General features: G+C 48.2%; 1 protein-coding gene. It reads right to left on the bottom strand.

Features of this window, described 5'->3' with window-relative positions:
• Window positions 1–89: 89 nt before the first annotated feature.
• Complete coding sequence (locus VSQ61_RS22635) at window positions 90–1,331, bottom strand: IS110 family RNA-guided transposase (protein ID WP_300870753.1); 1,242 nt, start codon at window positions 1,329–1,331, stop codon at window positions 90–92.
• Window positions 1,332–1,538 lie beyond the last annotated feature (207 nt).

Genomic DNA, 1,538 nt, shown 5'->3' with positions numbered 1-1,538 from the left:
TTACTGTGAAACCTAACCTTTGTTTTAGCTAAAAAAGCGCAGACTACCCCTATAGTATATTTTTGAGTCTTTTAGACTCTCATGTATGATTAGGCAGGTTGTCCTGCGGCAGAATCTTCCCAGCCTAACGCTTTCAGCTTTTTCAGGTACGCTTTAATCTTGCGTTCCTTATTGAATTGATTATAGTAATCAGCACCCAGATCCTTGAAAACCACACCATCCTTCAGGATATGGTATATTGCGACCAACATGGAATGTGCAACAGCCACATATGCACGTTTCTTTCCACGGTGCGCACTTATCCTCATAAACTGTGCGTAGAAATAGGATTTCTTGTTTTTTACTGCAGCATGTGCACAGTTGACCAGCGTCTCCCGCAAAAGGGCATTTCCCTTACGGGTTTTCCCGGATTTCCGTTTCCCGGCACTTTCATTGTCACCGGGGCACAGCCCCGCCCATGAAGCAATGTGCGCATCATCCGGAAAGCGCCCCATGTCTGTGCCTATGACGGAGATCACTGCCTGTGCGCTGGTGTTGCCTATGCCGGTGACATCCTGGATCGCTGCGGAAGCCTGCTTTTCTTCTGGCTTCATGAAACTGTCAATGTCATCATCCAGCTCATGGATATGGCTGTTCAGCTCATCGAGATGCTTCAGCAGCGTACGCATCATTTTCCGCTGCAGCGGGGACATGATGCCATTCAGGTCATCAATAATCTGCTCCTTTGTCGCTTTGAGATTGTGGGCGATTATCTTATTGCCGTACATTTCATCGTACTTGGCATCATCAAAGGACTCTCCGGTAAGGATGTACTCCAGGATGCTTCTGGCGCTCTTTCCGTTAATGTCAGATACTGTGCCAGAAAGCTTGATATTGGCACCCTCCAGCATTTTCTGGAGACGGTTGAGTTCCCTGGTGCGCTCCCCGACCAGGCTTTTGCGGTAACGGACAAGCTCCCTGAGTTCCCGCTGGTCCTTATCCGGGATATAACTGGCCTGGAGCAGGCCGTGCTGGAGCAGGTCAGCAATCCATTCTGCATCCTTGACATCTGTTTTGCGTCCCGGCACAGCTTTCATGTGGCGCGCATTTACAACCATGGCATTCAGGCCGGAAGATTCAAGGATGTTATAAAGAGGCTTCCAATAAGAAGCTGTGCTTTCCATGGCGACCATTTCACAGCCGCCGCTGCCCAGCCAGTCGGCAAGCTTAAGAAGCTCCCTGGTTGTTGCGCCAAACTCCCGTACTTCCTGCTTTTTTCCGCATTTAAAGCAGGCCACGATGAGTTTTTTGTGAACATCAATACCACAACATTTGTCGTAAACTTTTTCCATAGTGACACCTCCTGGAAGAATTTACGGCATGGCTTCCTGTCTCTTATCATTTTACTGTACGTCCTTTTGCTGCACAAACAGCTGGACAGATGGTGGTGCAAATGAGGAAGCCAAAAATCAGTTTAGTTAACGGGCTACAGGCCCAAAATAACACCGATCTTTGCCGTTGCTTATAGTATAGGCCAGAAAATAACAATTGCAAACCCA

The sequence above is a fragment of the Candidatus Merdisoma sp. JLR.KK006 genome, assembly GCF_036941035.1.
Classification (GTDB): domain Bacteria; phylum Bacillota; class Clostridia; order Lachnospirales; family Lachnospiraceae; genus Laedolimicola.
Note: the sequence above shows the minus strand (reverse complement) of the source record. Positions and strands in the feature narration are given on the sequence as shown.

Coding starts and splice junctions, on each gene's coding strand:
- VSQ61_RS22635 (WP_300870753.1), bottom strand. CDS start 1,331: ATGGAAAAAGTTTACGACAAATGTTGTGGTATTGATGTTCACAAAAAA.